This window comes from Lentzea sp. CC55 (assembly GCF_021056325.1).
In the GTDB taxonomy this organism is placed as follows: Bacteria; Actinomycetota; Actinomycetes; order Mycobacteriales; family Pseudonocardiaceae; genus Lentzea; species Lentzea jiangxiensis.
Genome location: NZ_JAJCXE010000008.1, coordinates 112,604 through 131,269 on the forward strand (window position 1 = coordinate 112,604; position 18,666 = coordinate 131,269).

22 protein-coding genes are annotated in these 18,666 nt (G+C 70.7%); 11 read left to right on the plus strand and 11 right to left on the minus strand.

Annotated elements, in window-relative coordinates:
* The 3 genes from L6E10_RS05555 to L6E10_RS05565 are packed head-to-tail and all read right to left on the minus strand — an operon-like array spanning position 1 to position 2,471.
* Positions 1 to 759 carry an amino acid ABC transporter ATP-binding protein gene (locus tag L6E10_RS05555; protein ID WP_236217426.1) on the minus strand — a complete coding sequence of 253 codons (759 nt, stop codon included), beginning with the start codon at positions 757 to 759 and terminating at the stop codon, positions 1 to 3.
* A complete protein-coding gene (locus L6E10_RS05560; RefSeq protein ID WP_236217428.1) occupies positions 746 to 1,576 on the minus strand; it encodes an amino acid ABC transporter permease in 831 nt (276 codons plus the stop codon). The genes L6E10_RS05555 and L6E10_RS05560 overlap by 14 nt, the downstream gene beginning before the upstream one ends.
* Complete coding sequence (locus tag L6E10_RS05565; RefSeq protein ID WP_236217430.1) at positions 1,566 to 2,471, minus strand: ABC transporter substrate-binding protein; 906 nt, start codon at positions 2,469 to 2,471, stop codon at positions 1,566 to 1,568. Before L6E10_RS05565 ends, L6E10_RS05560 begins: the two co-directional genes overlap by 11 nt.
* A 575-nt stretch (positions 2,472 to 3,046) precedes the next feature.
* Between L6E10_RS05565 and trxA the strand changes: the two genes are divergently transcribed.
* The 7 genes from trxA (at position 3,047) to L6E10_RS05600 (ending at position 6,794) form a co-directional block, all read left to right on the plus strand.
* Entirely contained in the window at positions 3,047 to 3,421 is a 375-nt protein-coding gene (gene trxA / locus L6E10_RS05570; protein WP_090101565.1) for a thioredoxin, read from the plus strand.
* A 72-nt stretch (positions 3,422 to 3,493) separates the two neighbouring features.
* Complete coding sequence (locus L6E10_RS05575) at positions 3,494 to 3,883, plus strand: phage holin family protein (RefSeq protein ID WP_236217432.1); 390 nt, start codon at positions 3,494 to 3,496, stop codon at positions 3,881 to 3,883.
* Positions 3,880 to 4,200 (plus strand): DUF3618 domain-containing protein, encoded by a 321-nt coding sequence (locus tag L6E10_RS05580; protein WP_236217434.1) that lies wholly within the window; start codon positions 3,880 to 3,882, stop codon positions 4,198 to 4,200. The genes L6E10_RS05575 and L6E10_RS05580 overlap by 4 nt, the downstream gene beginning before the upstream one ends.
* Positions 4,197 to 4,466 (plus strand): DUF4235 domain-containing protein, encoded by a 270-nt coding sequence (locus L6E10_RS05585; RefSeq protein ID WP_236217436.1) that lies wholly within the window; start codon positions 4,197 to 4,199, stop codon positions 4,464 to 4,466. The genes L6E10_RS05580 and L6E10_RS05585 overlap by 4 nt, the downstream gene beginning before the upstream one ends.
* Before the next feature lie 108 nt (positions 4,467 to 4,574).
* Positions 4,575 to 5,093 (plus strand): VOC family protein, encoded by a 519-nt coding sequence (locus L6E10_RS05590; RefSeq protein WP_236217437.1) that lies wholly within the window; start codon positions 4,575 to 4,577, stop codon positions 5,091 to 5,093.
* Positions 5,094 to 5,106: 13 nt separating this feature from the next.
* Complete coding sequence (locus tag L6E10_RS05595; RefSeq protein WP_236217439.1) at positions 5,107 to 6,195, plus strand: S-(hydroxymethyl)mycothiol dehydrogenase; 1,089 nt, start codon at positions 5,107 to 5,109, stop codon at positions 6,193 to 6,195.
* Positions 6,195 to 6,794 carry an MBL fold metallo-hydrolase gene (locus L6E10_RS05600; protein WP_236217441.1) on the plus strand — a complete coding sequence of 200 codons (600 nt, stop codon included), beginning with the start codon at positions 6,195 to 6,197 and terminating at the stop codon, positions 6,792 to 6,794. The genes L6E10_RS05595 and L6E10_RS05600 overlap by 1 nt, the downstream gene beginning before the upstream one ends.
* A 3-nt stretch (positions 6,795 to 6,797) precedes the next feature.
* On the opposite strand, the gene L6E10_RS05605 is transcribed toward L6E10_RS05600, so the two are convergent.
* Complete coding sequence (locus tag L6E10_RS05605) at positions 6,798 to 7,556, minus strand: enoyl-CoA hydratase/isomerase family protein (protein ID WP_236217443.1); 759 nt, start codon at positions 7,554 to 7,556, stop codon at positions 6,798 to 6,800.
* Positions 7,557 to 7,659: 103 nt separating this feature from the next.
* Here L6E10_RS05605 and L6E10_RS05610 point away from each other — a divergent pair, with 103 nt between their 5' ends.
* The 3 genes from L6E10_RS05610 to L6E10_RS05620 all read left to right on the plus strand — a co-directional run bounded on the left by L6E10_RS05610 (position 7,660) and on the right by L6E10_RS05620 (position 11,180).
* Positions 7,660 to 8,628 carry a DUF2332 family protein gene (locus L6E10_RS05610; RefSeq protein WP_236217445.1) on the plus strand — a complete coding sequence of 323 codons (969 nt, stop codon included), beginning with the start codon at positions 7,660 to 7,662 and terminating at the stop codon, positions 8,626 to 8,628.
* Positions 8,629 to 8,639: 11 nt separating this feature from the next.
* Positions 8,640 to 9,557 carry a hypothetical protein gene (locus L6E10_RS05615; RefSeq protein WP_236217447.1) on the plus strand — a complete coding sequence of 306 codons (918 nt, stop codon included), beginning with the start codon at positions 8,640 to 8,642 and terminating at the stop codon, positions 9,555 to 9,557.
* Between the two features lie 384 nt (positions 9,558 to 9,941).
* Positions 9,942 to 11,180, plus strand: a complete 1,239-nt coding sequence (locus tag L6E10_RS05620) for a hypothetical protein (protein WP_236217449.1) — start codon at positions 9,942 to 9,944, stop codon at positions 11,178 to 11,180.
* Between the two features lie 76 nt (positions 11,181 to 11,256).
* On the opposite strand, the gene L6E10_RS05625 is transcribed toward L6E10_RS05620, so the two are convergent.
* The gene (locus tag L6E10_RS05625; RefSeq protein ID WP_236217451.1) at positions 11,257 to 12,075 is read right to left on the minus strand and encodes a triacylglycerol lipase; all 819 of its coding nucleotides are present in this window, start codon (positions 12,073 to 12,075) and stop codon (positions 11,257 to 11,259) included.
* A 222-nt stretch (positions 12,076 to 12,297) separates the two neighbouring features.
* Here L6E10_RS05625 and L6E10_RS05630 point away from each other — a divergent pair, with 222 nt between their 5' ends.
* The gene (locus L6E10_RS05630; RefSeq protein WP_236217754.1) at positions 12,298 to 13,713 is read left to right on the plus strand and encodes a wax ester/triacylglycerol synthase family O-acyltransferase; all 1,416 of its coding nucleotides are present in this window, start codon (positions 12,298 to 12,300) and stop codon (positions 13,711 to 13,713) included.
* A gap of 13 nt (positions 13,714 to 13,726) precedes the next feature.
* Here L6E10_RS05630 and L6E10_RS05635 read toward each other — a convergent pair whose 3' ends face one another.
* The 6 genes from L6E10_RS05635 to L6E10_RS05660 form a co-directional block, all read right to left on the minus strand.
* Complete coding sequence (locus L6E10_RS05635) at positions 13,727 to 14,641, minus strand: alpha/beta fold hydrolase (protein ID WP_236217453.1); 915 nt, start codon at positions 14,639 to 14,641, stop codon at positions 13,727 to 13,729.
* A 52-nt stretch (positions 14,642 to 14,693) separates the two neighbouring features.
* Positions 14,694 to 15,542, minus strand: a complete 849-nt coding sequence (locus tag L6E10_RS05640; protein WP_236217455.1) for a hypothetical protein — start codon at positions 15,540 to 15,542, stop codon at positions 14,694 to 14,696.
* Complete coding sequence (locus L6E10_RS05645; RefSeq protein ID WP_308102667.1) at positions 15,539 to 15,919, minus strand: RNA polymerase sigma factor; 381 nt, start codon at positions 15,917 to 15,919, stop codon at positions 15,539 to 15,541. Before L6E10_RS05645 ends, L6E10_RS05640 begins: the two co-directional genes overlap by 4 nt.
* A gap of 256 nt (positions 15,920 to 16,175) precedes the next feature.
* The gene (locus tag L6E10_RS05650) at positions 16,176 to 16,586 is read right to left on the minus strand and encodes a hypothetical protein (protein ID WP_236217457.1); all 411 of its coding nucleotides are present in this window, start codon (positions 16,584 to 16,586) and stop codon (positions 16,176 to 16,178) included.
* Between the two features lie 68 nt (positions 16,587 to 16,654).
* A complete protein-coding gene (locus L6E10_RS05655; protein WP_236217459.1) occupies positions 16,655 to 17,515 on the minus strand; it encodes a patatin-like phospholipase family protein in 861 nt (286 codons plus the stop codon).
* A gap of 45 nt (positions 17,516 to 17,560) precedes the next feature.
* Positions 17,561 to 18,658 carry an alkaline phosphatase family protein gene (locus tag L6E10_RS05660; protein WP_236217461.1) on the minus strand — a complete coding sequence of 366 codons (1,098 nt, stop codon included), beginning with the start codon at positions 18,656 to 18,658 and terminating at the stop codon, positions 17,561 to 17,563.
* Between the last annotated feature and the right edge of the window lie 8 nt (positions 18,659 to 18,666).

Below are 18,666 nucleotides of genomic sequence, written 5' to 3' on the forward strand. Positions count from 1 at the left end.
TCAGAGCACCTTTGCGAGGAACTGTTGCGTGCGCGGCTGCTGCGGATTGTCCAGCACGTCGGCCGGCGTGCCGGTCTCGACCACCGCCCCGTCGACGAGGAACGCCACGCGGTCGGCGACGGAGCGGGCGAAGCCGATCTCGTGGGTGACCACGATCATCGTCATGCCGTCGCGGGCCAGCGAGGTCATGACGTCGAGCACCTCGCCGACCAGCTCAGGGTCCAGCGCGGACGTGGGCTCGTCGAACAGCATCAGCTTGGGCTTCATCGCCAGGGCGCGCGCGATCGCGACACGTTGCTGCTGACCGCCCGACAGCTGCGCGGGGTAGGCGCCGGCCTTCTCGGCCAGCCCGACCCGTTCCAGCAGCGCCAACGCCTCCGCGCGCACCTCGGCCCTGCCCCTGCCGAGCACCTGGACGGGCCCTTCCATGATGTTCTCGAGCGCCGTGCGGTGCGGGAACAGGTTGAACCGCTGGAACACCATCCCGACGTCGCGGCGCTGGTGGGCGGCCTCGCGCTCGCGCAGCTCGTAGAGCTTGCCGTTCGCCGAGCGGAAGCCGACCGGCACGCCGTCGACCCAGATCCGCCCGGCGTCGATGGTCTCCAGGTGGTTCACGCAGCGCAGGAACGTCGACTTGCCCGCGCCCGACGGCCCGAGCAGGCACACGACCTCGCCGCGCTCGACCTCCAGGTCGATGCCTTTGAGCACCTCGGTGTGGCCGAACGACTTGCGGACACCGATCGCCTCAACGAGGGCCATAAGCACGCTCCAGGTAGTGCTGCCCGATCGACGCTAGGGACACCATCACGAGGTACCAGGCCGCGGCGGCGAACAGGGTCTCCATGATCTCCAGGTTCCGCGACGAGATGTTGTTCGCGGCGTGGATGAGCTCCGTGAAGGCGATCACCGACGCCATCGACGTGCCCTTGATCATGTTGATGAAGTTGTTGCCCGTAGGCGGGATGATCACCCGCATCGCCTGCGGCAGGACGACTCGGCGCAACGTCGTCATCGGCGTCATGCCGATCGACTTCGCCGCCTCCGTCTGCCCCTCGTCGACGCTGCTGAGCCCGGCGCGCACGATCTCCGCCATGTACGCGCTCTCGTTGAGCCCCAGGCCGAGCAGCGCGGCGACGAACGCGGTCATGACCACGTTGGTGGGCACCGAGAACAGCATCGGGATGCTGATGTTCTTGAAGATCAGCGCCAGGTTGAACCAGATCAGGATCTGCAGCAGCACCGGCAGGCCGCGGAACAGCCAGATGTAGCCGACCGCGAACCACCGGGCCACCGGGTTCGCCGACAACCTCATGAGCGCGACGACCACGCCGAGGACGATCGCGCCGCCCTGCGCGGCGACGGCGAGCACGATGGTGTTGAGCAGGCCTTCGAGCATCACGGGGTGCGTGAAGAACCCCGGCACGTCCTCCCACTGGATCTGGGCCTCGGACATCGCCCAGCCCAGCCCCGCGATGACCAGCACGATCACCGCGCCGCTGATCCACCGCCAGGGGTGGCTCAGCGGTACGACGACCAGTTCTTCCCCGACGTCGCGGGTGCGGGTGTCACTTGCCATTGATGGCGGCCTTCGCGATCGCGCCCTGCTTGATGTCCCAGGTGGTGACGATCTTGTCGTAGGTGCCGTCGTCGATCAGCGACTGCAGCGCGGCCTTGATCGCCTCGGACAGCTTGGCGTTCTTCTTGGCGACACCGATCCCGTACGGCCCGCCGTTGATCGGCGCGAGCGGCACGACCTCGAAGTACTCGCCGTCACCCGCGGTCTTCGCGACGTAGACGGCCGTCGGCAGGTCGTTGAGGATCGCGGCGACCCGTCCGGTGCGCAGCTGGTTCTGGTTGCCGGTGTCGCTGTCGGTGACGCTCAGCTGCACCTCGGGCTTGCCCGCGGCCACGCACTTCGCGCTCTGCTCCTTGGCGAACTGCTCCTGCGAGCTGCCGAGGTTCACCGCGATGCCCTTGCCGCACAGGTCGTCGGGCCCCTTGACCCCCTGCGGGTTGCCCTTCTGCACCATGATCGTGATGCCGGACGTGAAGTAGTCCACGAAGTCGATCTTCTGCTGGCGCTCGGCGGTGTCGTTCATCGCCGCCATCGTCACGTCGACGCGCCCGGTCTCGAGGCTGGTGATCAGCGAGCTGAACGCCATGTCGCTGTGCTCGACCTTCAGCCCCAGCCTGGCGCCGATCGCCTTGATCAGGTCCACCTCGGACCCCATCGGCGTCTTGCCGTCCTCGGCGTAGAAGTTGTTCGGCGGGTTCTGGATGTTCGACCCGACCTTCAACGTGCCGGCCGAGGCGACCTCCGGCGGCAGCAGGGCGGCGAGCTTGTCGTCCTTCCGGACCGACGACAGGTCCGCGGACGGCGGGGTGGACGTCTGCGAGGCGGGGTCGGACGTGGACCCGCAGGCGGCGAGCCCCAACACGAGAAGCGAGGTCACGAGCAGGCGCGGCATCATGGCGGGGACCGTACAACGCCGCGTTGAAGCCGTCCACAAAAAGTTGAACGCGCACGTCCGAGGGGTGTGCGAGGTGGGCGGAAGGTTTGGCTCCGATGCTTCGCGCCTACCTGCGCTTACGCCTGGTTGAAGGTCTCCACAAAAAGTTGAAGCGGTCGAAGGACACGAATCGGCAACGCGGGGTGGGGTGGGGGAGATGCCTGGCAGTGGGGGTGGGAGGGGTGGGGCGGGGCGGCGGAGGTGCGCGGCAGGGTGGGGCGGCGGAGCGCCGGGCGGAGCGGCAGGGCGGCGGAGCGACGCGGCGGGGTGGGGTGGGGCCGGGCGGCGGAGCAGCGCGAGGCGGCAGGGCGAGGCAGCAGCCTGAGGCTGCAGAGCGCGGCAGCAGCCTGAGGCGACAGCGGGGCGGGGCGGAGCGCGAAGCGGGGCGGAGTGCGGCCCAGCGGAGCGGCGGACCGCGGCTCTCCCACCCCACCCGGCCCTCCCGAGCCGTAGCCGGGAGTACCCCACCGCCCGCCCGGGAATTCCAGCGCCGTCCCGTCCGTTGGACCGGGTACCCGACAAACGAGGAGGACCACATGGCGACGGTCGAGCTGACCACGGAGAACTTCGACGAGGTGGTCGGCGCTGACGGCATCGTCCTGGTCGACTTCTGGGCTGAGTGGTGCGGGCCGTGCCGTGCGTTCGGGCCCACTTACGAGGCGGCGTCGAACAAGAACGAGGACATCGTGTTCGGCAAGGTCGACACCGAGGCGCAGCAGGAGCTCGCGGCCACGTTCGGCATCCGGTCGATCCCGACGCTGATGATCGTGCGCGAGGGCGTCGTGCTGTTCTCGCAGCCGGGTGCGTTGCCGGGCAACGCCTTGGACGACCTGATCGAGCAGGCGCGCAACGTGGACATGACCGAGGTCCACGCCAAGGTCAAGGAAGCCCAGGCCCAGCAGCAGGGCTGACCTGGACCTCACGAGGCCGCAAGAGGCCGTGCGGACTGATTGGCTCAACCTCGCTCTGGGTAGCCGACGTGCATGAACACCGACACGTCGACCGCGCAGCTGGTGAGCCAGCTGTCCGAGCAGGTGAGCAGGCTCGCGCGCGATGAGATCCGTCTCGCGGTCGTGGAGCTGAAGGACAAGGGCAAGCACGCCGGTGTCGGCGCCGGGATGTTCGGCGCGGCCGGCGTGTTCGCGTGGTGGGGTGGGCTCAGCGTCGTCGCGGGCCTGATCCTGCTGCTGGCACTCGTCGTACCGCCGTGGGCGGCCGCGCTGATCGTCGCGGCCGCCCTTCTGCTGGTCGCGGGCATTTTCGCGCTCGTCGGCAAGGGGCAGGTCAAGCAGGCCGCGCCGCCGGTGCCGCGGCAGGCGATGGACAACGTCCAGCGGGACATCGCCACGATCAAGGAGAGTGCGCACCGATGACCGACCCGAAGGAGCAGCTGCAGCGCGACGTCGAACGGACTCGGCGCGAGCTCGGTGAGACCGTGGAAGCGTTGGCGCACAAGGTCGACGTGCCGGGCCGGGTGAAGGAGCAGGCGCAGGAGACAGCCGATCGCGTGAAGGAGCAGGCGCACGAGACGGTCGTGCGGCTCACCGCTGCCACCAACCAGGCCGTCGACTCCCTGCCCACCCCCGTGGCGGAGCAGGTCGAGAAGGCCCGCCGCCACCCCGGTGCCCTCGCGGCGGCGCTGATCGCGCTGATCGTCGCCATCTGGGCGTTCTCCAGGAGGAACCGATGAAGCTGCTGTACCGACCGCTGGGAATGCTGTTCGGCGCGCTGGGAGGTTTCCTCGCCACCGCGATCTTCGGGCAGATCTGGAAGCTCGTCGCGGGCGACAAGGAGGCGCCGAGCGCCACGATGCGCAACCGCGCGTGGACCGAGGTCCTGCTGGCCGCCGCGCTGCAGGGTGCGATCTTCGGCCTGGTCAAGGCCGCGATCGACCGCGGCGGCGCCAAGGGCTTCCAGAAGCTGACGGGCGAGTGGCCCGGCGACGAGGAAAACTGAGCGAGCTGTCGCGCGTACCCGGCCCACGACGTCGCGGGCCGGGCATTCGCGGCTGAAGCGACGTGGTTTCAGCCTGCAAGAGTTTGAATCCTCAACTACCCTGCTGGCATGCCACAGCCAGAGGGTGAAGAGCTCGCCGCCATCCGGGCCAAGCGCGACGAGCTGCGCGAACGCTACGTCAAGCCGCTCGCCGAGCGAGGCGGCTCCCCCACTCGCGGGGTGCACCACATCGCGCTGATCTGCAAGGACGTCGAGGAGACGATCGAGTTCTACCAGGAGTTCCTCGGCTTCCCGCTCGTCGAGCTCGTCGAGAACCGCGACTACAACGGCTCCAGCCACTTCTTCTTCGACCTCGGGTCGAAGAACCTGCTGGGGTTCTTCGACTTCCCGGGTCACGACCACCCGGCGTTCTCCGAGACGATCGGCGCCGTCCAGCACCTCGCGCTGTCGACGTCCGCCGAGCGGTTCGCCGAGATCAAGGCCAAGCTGGACGAGGCGGGCGTCGAGTACCTGGGGCCTGACCGCGGCGTCGAGGACAGCCTGTACATCCGCGACCCCAACGGTGTAGGGATTGAGTTCTACCGGGAAGAACTCGGTGAGTTCGAAGGCACGACACTGATCAAGTGAGGACGGAACCGCAGTGGCGCAAGAGGTCAAGGGCATCGTTGCCCGAGGCAAAGGTCTTCCCGTCGAGCTGACCTCGATCCTGGTGCCCGACCCCGGCCCCGGCGAGGCCGTGGTGAAGGTCCAGGCGTGCGGCGTCTGCCACACCGACCTGCACTACCGCGAGGGCGGCATCAACGACGAGTTCCCGTTCCTGCTGGGCCACGAGGCCGCCGGTGTCGTGGAGTCCGTCGGCGACGGTGTCGCCGACCTGGAGCCGGGCGACTTCGTCGTGCTGAACTGGCGCGCGGTCTGCGGCACCTGCCGCGCCTGCAAGCGCGGCAAGCCGTGGTACTGCTTCTCGACGTTCAACGCCTCGCAGCCGATGACGCTGACCGACGGCACGAAGCTCTCGCCGGCGCTGGGCATCGGCGCGTTCGCGGAGAAGACCCTCGTCCACTCCGGACAGTGCACGAAGGTCGACCCGTCGGCCCGCGCCGCCGCCGTCGGCCTGCTGGGTTGCGGCGTCATGGCGGGCGTCGGCGCCGCGGTGAACACCGGCAACGTCGGCCGCGGCGACTCGGTGGCCGTGATCGGCTGCGGCGGTGTCGGTGACGGCGCCATCGCTGGCGCCCGCATCGCCGGCGCCGCGAAGATCATCGCCGTCGACACCGACCCGCGGAAACTGGAGTGGGCCAAGGGTTTCGGCGCCACGCACACCATCAACGCCCGCGAGGTCGACGACGTCGTCACCGCGATCCAGGACCTCACCGACTCGTTCGGTGCCGACGTCGTGATCGACGCGGTGGGCCGCCCCGAGACGTGGAAGCAGGCCTTCTACGCCCGCGACCTCGCCGGCACCGTGGTCCTGGTGGGCGTCCCGACGCCGGACATGAAGCTCGACATGCCGCTGATCGACTTCTTCTCCCGCGGCGGATCGCTCAAGTCGTCCTGGTACGGCGACTGCCTGCCGTCCCGCGACTTCCCGATGCTCGTCGACCTGTACCAGCAGGGCCGCTTCGACCTCGACGCGTTCGTCACCGAGGAGATCCCGCTGGACGGCGTCGAGGCCGCCTTCGAGAAGATGCACCACGGCGACGTGCTGCGATCGGTCGTGGTGTTCTGATGACCCTGCGCGTCGACCACACCGTCACCTCCGGCACGTTCTCGCTCGACGGCGAGACCTTCGACGTCGACAACAACGTGTGGGTCATCGGTGACGACAGCGAATGCGTCGTCATCGACGCCCCGCACTCCGTTGACGACATCCTCGAAGTCGTGGCCGGGCGCCGCGTCGTGGCGATCCTCCTGACGCACGCGCACGACGACCACGTCCGGGTCGCACCGGACCTGGCGCACGCGACGAACGCGCCGATGGCGTTGCACCAGGCCGACCACGTGGTGTGGAGCCTGACGCACACCGGCGTCCTCCCGCACCAGGCGCTGGAGGACGGCCAGGTGATCACGGTCGCCGGCGAGGAGATCCACGTGCTGCACACGCCGGGCCACTCGCCCGGCGCGGTGTGCTTCCACGTGCCCTCGCTGGGCGCGGTGTTCACCGGCGACACGCTGTTCCAGGGCGGGCCGGGCGCGACCGGGCGGTCGTTCTCGGACCGGCCGACGATCGAGGCGTCGATCCGGGAGAAGCTGCTGACGCTGCCCGGCGACACCGTGGTGCACACGGGCCACGGCCCGGACACGACGATCGCCGCCGAGGTCTTCTAGAAGTCAGAACCGCGGAGGCCGCTTCTCCAGGAAGGCCGACACGCCCTCGGCGTAGTCGGCACTGGAGGCGGCCTCCGCGTACAGCGCCCGCACGGAGTCGTCCTCGTGCCCGCCGTCGACGATCGAGCCGATGATCTTCTTGGCGCCGCGCACCGACACCCGCGCCCGCCCGGCGATCTGCCCGGACAGCTCCTCGACCCTGGCGTCGAGCGACTCGGCGACCTCGTTCACGAGCCCGATCCGCAACGCCGTCGAGGCGTCGACCAGGTCGGCGGAGAACAGGATCTGCTTCGCCCAGGCGGGCCCGACGACGTCCACCAGAGCCTTGGTCGACGTGAAGTTGTAGACGATCCCGAGCTTCGCGGGCGTGATGCCGAACCGGGCGCCGGGGGCGGCCACCCGGATGTCGCAGGCGAGGGCGATCTCACACCCGCCGCCGACGCAGAACCCGGACACCGCCGCGATCGTCGGCTTGTCCAACCGGGCGATCGCGCGTTCCCCCGCGTGCACCGCCTCGCCGTAGCGGGCGGCGCCGTCGGCACCGCGCCGCAACGACGAGAACTCGGAGATGTCGGCGCCCGCACTGAAGTGCTCACCGCCGCGGATCACCAGCACTCGAACGCTCTCATCTGCGGAAACGCGAGCGAGCAACCCGGGCAGCGCCGACCACATCTCGTACGACATCGCGTTGCGCTTGGCCGGGCGGTTGATCGTCAACGTGGCGACCGGACCGGCCGCGGACAGCTCCAGGAACTCGCTCACCCGCCGCACGATACCCACCGGCACCGGCGGCACGCGTGGTCTCACAGGGCCGGGAACGCGGGGGTGTGCTTGTAAAGTCCCCCTGCCGAGGAGGGGAGGGCTCGTGACCGCGGCTGCCATGGGGGCTTCGACGCTCCGCGCTCTCGCGGTGCGTCTGCGGACGACCGCGCCCGTGTCCGCGCGCCTCCTCTCCGAACTCGCGAGCGAGCTCGACCGCGGCGGGCCCGTGGCGGACCTGCTGTGCTCGCACAGCGCCGTGCACAGCCCGTTGTTCGGGGTCCAGGCGCTCGCGGGCGTGCGGTTGCTGATGCTGTCGGGCAAGGCGCCGGAGCTCAGCCGGCGGTTCGCCAGCGCGCAGGCCGCCGCGATGAGCGGCGAGTCGGACTCGCCGGCGCTGCTCACGTGGCTGGCGGCGCGGGACGCGATCGTCGAGAACCCCGGCGAGGTCCTGGCCGCGCTCGACCGGACGGTGCAGCAGCACCAGCCCAAGACCGCCGGGTTCCTGCTGCGCGGGCTGACGATGATCGGCGCGCCGAAGGTGCGGCTGCTCGAGCTCGGGGCGTGCGCGGGGCTGAACCTGATCCTCGACCACTACCGCTGGTTCGGGCTCGGCTGGGAGTGGGGCGACAAGGACTCGCCGGTGCGGCTGGCGGCGACGGGGCCGCAGCCGCCGCGGCTGGAGATCGTCGACCGGGCCGGCTGCGACCTGCAGCCGCGCGACCCGGCCGACCCGAAGCACGCCATGATCCTGCAGTCGTTCATCCCGCCGGAGCACGACTCGCTGCGGTGGGACCTCGACGACGCCATCGACCTCGCCGCCAAGGTGGGCGTGAAGGTCGCGCGGTCCCCCGCCGGGCGGTGGCTGCGGGAGAACCTCGTGCCGCCGGAGGGCCGCGGCACGTACACGGTGGTCTGGCACAGCTCCTTCTGGTCCTACCTCACCGAGGACGAGCGCCACGAGATCGAGACGACGCTGACGGCGGCGGCCGGCTCGATGCCTCTCGCGCGCGTCGCCTACGAGTCGACTGATTTTCGCTCGAACCCCCGTCTGACGGTCACCATCTACAGCTAGCGTGCGCCGGCGTGAAAACGATTCGCGCCTCCCTGCTGGCCGTCGCACTCTTCACCACGGCCCTCACCGCGCCCGCCCACGCCGCCGTGTCCGACCACGACCTGGCGTCGCACTGGGCGCCGGTGCACCACCAGGACACCGACGACTCCGACGCCGACGCCGACTACCTGTCCACTGTGGATTTCGACGGCAACTGGAACACCTCGGACAACTGGGAGAACCAGACCCAGCTCGCCAAGCTCACCGGCGCCTCCTACTACTCCGTGGTCGAGACGCCCACGCACTGGTTCCTCGTCTACAGCTTCTTCCACCCGCGCGACTGGGACGACCAGCCGGACCCGTTCGGCACGAGGACGCACGAGAACGACCTGGAGGGCGTGCTGCTCGTCGTCCGCAGGGACACCGGGTTCGGCAGGCTCGAGGCCGCGATCACCGTGGCGCACAGCGACTTCTACTCCTACGTGCCCGCCGGCTCGCCGTTCCGCAGCGGCGCCGAGACCGTCGACGGCACGTTGCTGCTGGTCGGCGGCCGTCCCGCCACGTGGCAGGAGGCCAAGGGCCACGGCCTGTACCGCTGGGACGGCACCGACTTCCCCGGCGGCGACGGCGTGGTCTACTTCCCCGCCGCCACGGGCGAGGTCCCGTCGGGCGGCAACGACCGGAACGTCGGCTACCGCCTCGTGAACACCTTCGACCCGAACGGCATGTGGGCGCGCCGCAACAACTCCGAGACGTTTTCGTCTTTCGGCACGTTCCGCGGTGACAACGGCAAGGACAACGCCGCCAACGCGCCGTGGGGCTGGGACGACCAGAACGACGGCGCGATCCACCGCGGCTACCTGGCCACGGACCCGGCGCTGGTGGTCGACCGCTACTTCTCGGGCAAGGGCGACTTCAGCCTCACCTACACGCGCAACGCCTTCCGCTGACACACCAACGCCTTCTGCCGGCCGCGTCGGGCGGTGACGGGTCATCCGTTCGCGCGTCCCCTGTCCGAGGTGCGCCTCCCTCGTCAGGTGGCCGCCGACATCGGCGCAGGCAGACGGCTTGTCGCCCATTCAGCTAGGAGATGTCCCGCATGTTTTTCACCGTCCACCCCGGCTACTCCAAACAGCGCAACGAGGTCGTTCCGCTGTGGGGAGGTGCTCGATCGCGGAACACCCGCGCGACGGTGGGCGGCGAAGTCCTGTCCCCGGCTCGAACGTCAACCCCGCGGCCCGGACGCCGATCGACTCCGGGTCGTGGAGGGACACCTCGGCCGGATGACCGGCACGCCTCCACTTCCCAGAGGTTGTCGTCAAGAGAGGAAGAACATGCGCAAGAACGTCAAATCAGGCCTTCTGGCCGCGGCTGTGGCCACAGGCCTCGTGCTGGCGGGTGGATCGACCGCCAGTGCCGACATCAGCGCCTTCCACCCGTTCAAGATCGGCGGCGCAGGACATCACCCGATGTCCGCGGAGTGGTTCAGTCTCGAGGCCGCGGCATCGGCCGTGGGCGGGCACGGCGCGCACTCCGGCCACGGGGGCGACGCGGCTGCCACGAACAACGCGACGAGCGGGGACTCGGGTGAGTCCGGCGACTCCGGCTCCACCGGGCACAACTCCGCGCTGGTGATGTGCGTGCACTCGAAGTGCCAGACCGGGACCAACTCGGGCAACTCGGGCAGCACGTCCACGGGCAACACCGGCGACGCCATCAACACCAGCAACACCCACGGCGGCAACACCGGCCACGGCGGCAACGGTGGCAACGCCGACGCCGCGGCGAACAACTCGGTCTCGGCCAACTGGGAAGAGGACGACGAGGAAGCCGACGAGGAAGAGGACAAGAGCGCCCCTGGCCACCACCACCACGGGGACGCGGCCGACAGCGACGCCACGGCCACCGCGACGGGCGGCAACGGCGCGCCTTCCGGTGAGGGCGGCGACGCCTCCAGCACCAACAACGCCACCTCCGGCGACAGCGACGACTCCGGTGACTCCGGCGACACCGGCCACAACTCGGCGACCGTGATGTGCGTGCACTCCGCCTGCCTCACCGGCACGCACTCCGGCGACTCGGGCAGCACGTCCTCGGGAAGCACCGGCGACGCGATCAACATCAGCAACACCCACGGCGGCAACACCGGCAACGGTGGTAACGGCGGCAACGCCCACGCAACGGCGGCGAACACCACCGCGATCGAGTCGGACGACGACGCCAAGGCCCCGCACGGCGGCGTGGACAGCGACGCCACGGCCACCGCGACGGGCGGCAACGGCGCGCCTTCCGGTGAGGGCGGCGACGCCAACAGCACCAACAACGCCACTTCCGGCGAGAGCGACGACTCGGGCGACTCCGGCGACACCGGCCACAACTCGGCGACCGTGATGTGCGTGCACTCCATCTGCCTCACCGGCACGCACTCCGGTCACTCCGGTGACACCTCCACGGGGAACACCGGCGACGCGATCAACGCCAGCAACACCCACGGCGGCAACACCGGTCACGGCGGCCACGGCGGCAACGCCCACGCAGCGGCCACGAACCTGCTCGAGGCGGTGAACGACTGACCACGACCCCCTGAAGCGATCATGCGCGAAGCGGGTGGGACCGAGTCCCACCCGCTTTCCCCGCGCGACAGGGGTTCTAGGCCGCGCGCGGGTAGAGCCGCGCCATTCCCGGAGGCGCGGCGAACGGCGCCCACGTGCCCTCCGCCTGCGCCAGCCGGTCCGCGACGACCCACAGCACGCTCGAGTTGAAGCCGTAGCCCAGGTGCGAGGACGACACCTGCACGTTCTCCCTGCCCGGTCCCGGTTCCTCGACGCACGACTCCCACGACACGATGCCGTCGGTCTTCGAGTAGATCGACGTGGCGGGCACCGGGATCGGCGGCCTCGTCGCCTCCGGCGGCGGGAACTCGTCCTTCGGGATGTGCAGACGTGAGAACAACGCGAACGCGGGCATCGCCCGCGACTGCACGGGATCGCTCATGTTGTACGGCGACCCGAGCGTGATCACCTGGCGGACGCGGTGCGGGTGGTCGCGCGCCATCTCACGCGCGAAGATCCCGCCCAGCGACCAGCCCACGATCGACACGGGCCCGCCGAACTCGTCGGACACCTTCTTCACCAGGGCGTGCATGCCGTCGACGGCCTTGCGCGTCGGCCCGATGTTGCGGCCGAGGCCCCACGGGTTCACCCGGTAGCCCAGACCGGACAGGAAACGGCGCAGCATCACCGTGGACGAGTCGGCCGCGCCGAGGCCCGGGAACACGAGCACCGGGTGCCCGTCCCCCGCGGGAGCGCCCTTGAGCATCGACCGCGTGGCCACGAACCCGCTGACGTCCAGGGCGCAGCGGGTGGGCTCGGTGAGGTACCAGAAGAGACCGGGCGCCGAGCCTCTGACGAGGTGCAGGCGAGAGGCAGCAGGATCTTCGAAGACCTCGTCCGGAACAGCAGCGGACATAGGAGCCTCCCCACACGTCGACAACCCCGAGCCGGCGCCCCGGGCGGCTTCGCCCAGTGGGTCCATGATGTTTCGTGATCGATCTTTTAGCCAGCACTTTCGAGTCTCGATTCGCCACCCGGATGTAACGCGTCGGCAACCTCACAGCTGTGCAGTGCCTCTCACCTGCATGGACGTCGATCGGGACGCACAAGCTCCTCTACTGTTCCCCGAGTGGATCGCATGAGCTCCCTGGACGCCGGCTTCTACTTCATCGAGGACGAGAACGTGCCGATGCACGTCGGTTCCGTCCTGGTCTTCGACGGCCCGGTGCCGTCCTACGGTGACGTGATCCGCCTCTTCCTGGCGCGCATGGACCAGGTGCCGCGCTACCGGCAGAAGGTGAAGGCGCTGCCGTTCCACGTCGGGCGTCCGGTCTGGGTCGACGACGACCACTTCAACATCCTCTACCACGTGCGCCACACCGCCGTGCCGGCGCCGGGCGGCGAGGACCAGCTGCGCAACCTCGCGGGCCGGATCTTCGCGCAGAGGCTCGACGGCTCGAAGCCGTTGTGGGAGGCGTGGCTCGTCGAGGGTCTCGAGGGCGGCCGCTGGGCGATCATCTCCAAGGTCCACCACTGCATGATCGACGGCGTGTCCGGTTCGGACATGCTGCAGCTCGTGCTCGACTTCCGGCGGGACGGCGAGCTGCCGGAGCCCGCGGAGTGGACGCCGCGGCCGCAGCCCTCGACGCTCGACCTGGTCGTCGACGGCGTGCGCGACGCCGTGGTGACGCCGGTGCAGCACCTGTCGGCGTTGCCGGCGATCGCGCGCAACGTCCGGTCCCTCAGCGAGATCGTGGACTTCGGCAAGTCCGTTCTCGGTTCTCTTCCCGGTACGGCACGTCGCTTGGTGACGCGCGCGGCGACGTCGCTGAACGGTCCTATCGGGCCACACCGCCGCTGGGTGTGGGCGCGGGCGAACCTGGCGGAGATCAGGCAGATCCGCGCGGTCGCGGGCGGCACCGTCAACGACGTCGTCCTGGCGGCGGTCACGCGCGGTTTCCGCGACCTGCTGGAGAAGCGCGGCGAGCTGACCGAGGGCATGGTCGTGCGGACCATGGTGCCCGTGTCGATGCGCAAGGCCAATCAGCACAACGAGCTGAACAACCGCGTCAGCGCCGTGCTGGTGAACCTGCCCGTGGGCGAGGCGGACCCGGTAAAACGCCTCGCGTCGATCCGCTCGCAGATGGACGACCTGAAGAGCTCGCGCCAGGCCGCCGGCGCCGACGTCATCACGAACCTGTCGAACTTCGCCGCGCCGACGCTGATGGCCCTGGGGTCGCGGACCGCGATGCGGTTCCCGCAGCAGATCCTGCAGACCGTCACCACGAACGTCCCCGGTCCGCGCATCCCGCTCTACATGCTCGGCCGGCCGCTGGTGGAGATGTTCCCGTACGTGCCGGTCGCCTCGACGATCCGGATCACCGTCGGCATCTTCTCCTACCTCGACCGGTTCACGTTCGGCATCAACGCCGACTTCGACGGCGTGCCGGACGTGCAGCTGCTCGCGGACGGCATCCGCGCGGGCTTCGACGAGATGGTCGCGCTGGCCGCGGAGGCGGTGGACAACGGCGTGAAGCCGGGGACGACGGCCTGAGGCGTGAGCCCGGTCAGCCGGCGCCGGTGGTCAGGCGGTTGGCCTCCATCCAGTCGAGGACGCGTTCGGACACGACCTCGGGGATCTCCATCTGGGGCACGTGACCGATGCCCTCGTACTCGTCGTAGCGCCAGTGCGGATGCTTGCGCGCCACGTGCCGGGCGGCGACGACGTTGACGAGCCGGTCGCGGTCGCCGCTCATCAGGAACACGGGCACGCGGATCTTCGCCATCGCCGCGAAGTAGGCGGCGCGCTTGGACGTCGTGAAAACGGTGCTGCGCGCGGCGGCGAGGAACGCCTTGTCGAGGCCGTCGACCTTGGCGCGCTCGCCGATCAGGTGCTCCGACGCCTGCTTGAGCTCCTCGGGGATGGCCGACGGGTCGGCGCAGCACAGTTCGAGGACGCGCTCCACCTGGCGGCGCGCGGAGGCGGTCCGCGACCTCGCGAGGAACCGCTCGCCCAGGCCCGGCACCGAGTACAGGAAGAACGTGCCGAGCATCGTCGGGTCCGGCCGCGTCCCGAACACCATCGGCAGCGCGGGGTCGACCAGCACCAGTCCCCGGACCCGCTCCGGGTGCGCGGCGGTCTGGAAGAGCGAGATCATCCCGCCCATCGAGTTGCCGACCAGGACGACCGGCTCACCGGCGACCTCGTCGAGGAAGCGGCCGAGCAGCTCCGTGTTCGCCTGGACCGTGGTCTCGCGGCCCTCGGGGTGGGTCAGCCCGTGCCCGGCCAGGTCCACGGCCATGACGCGAGCCCTGCGCGCGAGCAACGGCGCCAGCAGCACCCAGTTGAGGTGAGACCCGCCCAGCCCGTGCACGAGGACGATCCGCGGGCCGTCGGCCGGCCCGCCGAAGTCGACCCAGTGCACGGGTCCGCCGAGGTCTGCGTGGTGGCTGGTGCCGCCGAAGTTCGCCACAGTCGTCATACCAACCAGTATGTCGGTTGAACCGACCGGCTGGTAGCGGCCAGCGGACGAATCACCTCCAGGGCGTCGCCACCTGGCACCGGTCCCTCCCCCCGCGCAGGTCGCCCTGGATGATCGTGCCGCTGTCGGGTTCGAAGTAGCACGACTCCCCCATCTGCGAACTGGTGCCGAGGAGCTTGCCGCCGGAGTCGTACGCCCTGATGACCGGCCCCGCGTCGTTCTGCGGGACACCCCAGTCCGGCGGGTAGTACAGGCGGGCGGCGTAGGTGCCGTTGACGATCCTGGCCTCGATCGTGCGGTCGTCGGCGGAGATCGTCACCTTCGCGACACCGCTGCCGACCCGTCCCGCGGCGGTGCGGTAGCCGGGCCGTCCCGCGTCGCCCGGCAGCCGGGTCCGGTCGCCCCCGGCCTTCGCGCCGACGTCCTCGACGGAGAAGTGGCCGGGCAGCCACCGCGGGTTCACCCGCCTGATCCCCGAGCGGTACTCCACGCCCGCCTGGCCGAGGTCGCAGGTCAGCGACTCGTTGTCGGCGTAGAGCAGCGCCCACGCGGTCTCCTCGCGCCGCAACTGGTAGAGCTTCGCCCTGCCGACGACGCCCGCGGCCCGCGCGCAGCCCTCCTCGATCGCCGCGACCACGTCCGGTGGCACCCCCGGCTCCGCCTCCGCGGGCGTGGTCTCGACCGGTGGCGAGGTGGTGACCTGGACGGCGGGGACCGGCTCCGGCCCCGGCCGCAGGCTCGCCACGCTGGCGACGACGGCGGCCACCGCGGCGGTGCCGGCGAGGACGGGGACGAGCAGCCTGCGGGACCGGCGGCCGCGGACCGCCCGCTCGAGGTCGGCCCGGATGCGCGCCTGACGTCCGGGCGGCAGGTCGCGGGTGGGCGGGAGCATGCTGGTCATCGGTCCTCCCCGGTGTGCACGAGCTCGCGGTGCTGCTGGAGCTTCGACTTGGCCTTGCTGACCCGCGCCCGCACGCTGCTCTCGGTGATGCCGAGGACAGCCGCCGCGTCCGCGTACGACACCCCGGACCACACGCACAGCGCGAGCGCCTCGCGTTCGTTGCGCGGCAGCTCCGCCACGGCGGCGAGCACCTCCCTCATCCGCCGCTGGTCGTCCAGCCGCTCCGCCACCAGGTCCGCGTGGTCGGGCACCGGCGGCTCCTCGCCGACGCGCCGCAGGGTGCGGAGCCGCCTGCCGAGCGACCGCTGGCCGTTGCGCACCACGTTCGTCGCCACCGCGAGCAGCCACGGCAGGGCCGAGTCGCGCTCCAGCCGCACGTCCGCCCGCTTGCGCCAGGCAGCAGGAACGTCGCCTGCAGGTGGTCCTCGGCCTCGGCCCAGGACGCGGTCAACCGGAAGCAGTGGTTGTAGACCGCCCGGGCGTGCCGGTCGAACAGCACCCCGAAGGCGTGCGCACCGCCCCCGGCGGCCCGCGACCACAACTCGCGGTCGTCCGGGTCTTCGCTCGTCATACCTGTTCGTGTCCGCCCGCCCGGCTCGTGTTGGCACCGGGCTCAAGCCGGCGCTCGTCGCGCTACGCGCGCAACCGCAGCCGGTTGTCCGGGTCCTCGGCGGTGACGGTCACCAGGAAGTAGGCGGCCTGCGCGCAGGCCGTGTTCGCGCCGCCGGTGAGCCGGACGTCGAGCACGTCGCCCGTCAGCACCGGCACCGCGCCGGTCTCCGCGCAGCCGGGCTCGACGAACGCGAAGGTCCTGGTGCCGGCGGCCCGCGGGCGGGTCAGCAGTTCGCGGGCCCGCTCGTCGTCCCCGGCGGAGACCTGCCCCAGCGCCCGGTAGGTCGCGTCGCCGATGTCGCCGGTCAGTTCCGCCGCCTCGGGTGGTGTCCCGCGCAGCGCGCCCAGCTTCACGAAGCCGCTGATCGCGGGCTCGGCGGGCCCGGTGCACGCGGCCAGCAGGAGCAGGACGACGGCCATCGTGGTGCGCATGCGGTTTGGACGGCGGGGAGGGCGGTTCGGTTTCCCGCGCCCACCACCGGGTTCCGTGCGGCAGCGCGCTACCCGTGGGACGGGTGGCCGTACAACCCGGCGCCGGCGATCTCCAGCGACGTGAGGAACGCGGCCGAGGCCTCGTAGGAGGCCTCGACCAGCTCCGCCGTGTGCGAGAAGTCCAGCGGTGTCACGGCCTGCACGGGCGGGCCCGGCAGGTACAGCACCGGCGCCTGCCGCGAGGCCAGCTCGACCTCCAGCACGGCCTGGTTGCGCATCCCCAGCGTCGCCCAGAAGAGCAGCGTCTCGGCGAGCGTCGCCGGCACGGCCGGCAGGTGGCCGGGGAACGCGCAGTCCAGCACCACCAACGACTTCGCGCCCATCGCGAGGGCCTGCCGGATCGGCACGTTCGCCAGCACGCCGCCGTCGTAGAGCACGCGCTCCCCGATGCGCACGGGCGGGTAGACGCCCGGAATGGCCGCGCTGGCGAGGATCGCGGGGGCCAGTTCGCCCTCGGTGATGTTCACGGCCTCACCGGTCACGCAGTCCACCGACACCGCGCCGAAGGGCAGCACCAGGTCGCCGAACGACGTCACCCCGTCGAGCCCCTCGGCCAGCACGTGCGCCAGGCCGGTGTTCGGGAAGAGGTAGGTCTTGTTGGTGCGCAACGACCTCAGCTGCGCGAGCGGCCCGCCGGGGAACACCCGCTGCCGCGTCATGCCCTCCCACAGCACGGCCAGCCGTTCCGCGGCCTTGTCCGGGTCGAGGGCGAGCAACGAGCCGTTGACCGACCCGACCGACGTGCCGACGACCAGGTCGGGCGTCACCCCGTGCTCGCGCAACGCGCGCAGCATGCCGACCTGGCCCGCGCCGAGGCTTCCCCCACCGCCGAGCACGAAGGCGACCGGTCCTGGAAGTTCGATCGTCACGTCCGGTGATCCTAGAGCTGACCAGCGCGAAGGGCTTATTTCGGTCTACACTGAAGGTACTGAGTGGACCAGGAGCGGGATCGCCATCTCCTCCCTGGTCCGCGCCCCGTGGAACCCCCTCAGGCCGTTCCAGCTCGGCTCCGCCTGGCCCCGCAGCAGCACCGCGGTGCCCTTCATCGCCACGACGACGTCCCCGATGCGGTCGGCCGCGAGCGGGCCGACCGGGCCGAACCACCCCGCCTGCACCGCGTCCTCGCGCGTCAGCACGTCCGCCCTGTCACCGAGGAACTCCCGCCACACCGGCAGCACCTCGGCGGTCTCGGTGTGCAGGTAGCGCACCCGCGGCTCTCCCGCGATCACGCGCACTCCTTGCCACAGCAGCGGTTCCGTGTCGAAGTCGATCCGCTCCCCCGCGGTGATCATGCCGTGGTCCGCCGTGACGACGAACAGCGAGCCGGCGGGCAGGCGCGACGCGATCCGCGACGCCAGCGCGTCGACGAACTCCAGCTGCATCACCCACTCCGGCGACCCCGGCCCGTAGAAGTGCCCGATCGTGTCCAGGTCTGGGTGGTAGGCGTAGCAGAACGAGCGGTCCTGCCCGACCGCCGCGACCGCCCCCAGCGCGAGGTCGCCGAACCCGGCCACGCCGCGGAACCACGACCCGCGCAGCACGGCCCGCGTCAGGCCGCTGCCGCGGTGGGCGAGCGGCGCGACCGTGCTCACCGCCACCCCGGCCGCCGCGGCGCGCTCGAACACGGTCGGGTGCGGCTGGACGACCTCGGGCACGAGCGCCTTGCGCAGGTCGTGGCGGTGGTCCCCGGCGCGGGACCAGGTCAGCGAGTTGAGCACCTCCTCGCCGACCGAGAACGTGTAGCCGACGATGCCGTGCTCGCCCGAGAGCAGCCCGGTGCCGACCGAGGCGAGGCTGGTGGCGGTGGACGACGGGAACCCGGCGTCGATCGACCGGTCGGTCAGCGAGGAGAGGAACGGCGCGTGCGCCGCGTGCGTGCGCAACAGCTCGTGGCCGAGACCGTCGACGAGCAGCAGGACGACACGCCGGGCCGGTGGCAGGCCGAGCGTGTTGTCGGCACCAGGAACCTCCAGGCCCGACAGCAGTGATGGGACGACCGCGGCGATGGTCATGAAGGACA